General features: G+C 49.5%; 6 tRNA genes. All 6 read left to right on the top strand.

Annotated features, from left to right (window positions below):
* Nucleotides 1-68: 68 nt before the first annotated feature.
* The 6 genes from ACOI1C_RS22680 (at nt 69) to ACOI1C_RS22655 (ending at nt 668) form a co-directional block, all read left to right on the top strand.
* A tRNA-Val gene (locus ACOI1C_RS22680) sits at nt 69-144 on the top strand.
* Nucleotides 145-209: 65 nt separating this feature from the next.
* Nucleotides 210-285: transfer RNA gene (locus ACOI1C_RS22675), tRNA-Thr, on the top strand.
* Between the two features lie 7 nt (nt 286-292).
* Nucleotides 293-368 (top strand) — tRNA-Lys (locus tag ACOI1C_RS22670).
* A 7-nt stretch (nt 369-375) separates the two neighbouring features.
* Nucleotides 376-460, top strand: a tRNA-Leu gene (locus ACOI1C_RS22665).
* A 29-nt stretch (nt 461-489) separates the two neighbouring features.
* Nucleotides 490-564: transfer RNA gene (locus tag ACOI1C_RS22660), tRNA-Gly, on the top strand.
* 15 nt (nt 565-579) lie between these two features.
* A tRNA-Leu gene (locus ACOI1C_RS22655) sits at nt 580-668 on the top strand.
* The last annotated feature ends 9 nt before the right edge of the window (nt 669-677 follow it).

Genomic DNA, 677 nt, shown 5'->3' with positions numbered 1-677 from the left:
CTTCAGCGCCGATGGTAGTTGGGGGACTCCCCCTGTGAGAGTAGGACATTGCCAGGCTATTATTATTCGGAGGATTAGCTCAGCTGGGAGAGCATCTGCCTTACAAGCAGAGGGTCGGCGGTTCGATCCCGTCATCCTCCACCAATGATTTTTACGTAAGTAAAATATGCTTCCATAATTGATAGGAAAAGAAATTGTGATTATTATATGCCGGCTTAGCTCAGTTGGTAGAGCAACTGACTTGTAATCAGTAGGTCGAGGGTTCGACTCCTTTAGCCGGCACCATTTGTACGAGCCATTAGCTCAGTTGGTAGAGCATCTGACTTTTAATCAGAGGGTCGAAGGTTCGAATCCTTCATGGCTCACCATTTATATGCGGATGTGGCGGAATTGGCAGACGCACTAGACTTAGGATCTAGCGCCTTATGGCGTGGGGGTTCGACTCCCTTCATCCGCACCATTTTAGTGAGTTTTAAGCGATACATTGTTGCGGAAGTAGTTCAGTGGTAGAACACCACCTTGCCAAGGTGGGGGTCGCGAGTTCGAACCTCGTCTTCCGCTCCAACTTTCAGATGTATTGCCGGGGTGGCGGAACTGGCAGACGCACAGGACTTAAAATCCTGCGGTAGGTGACTACCGTACCGGTTCGATTCCGGTTCTCGGCACCAAAGTTTTTT

Source organism: Bacillus sp. DJP31 (assembly GCF_049310945.1).
Taxonomy (GTDB): Bacteria; Bacillota; Bacilli; order Bacillales; family SA4; genus Bacillus_BS.
Note: the sequence above shows the minus strand (reverse complement) of the source record. Positions and strands in the feature narration are given on the sequence as shown.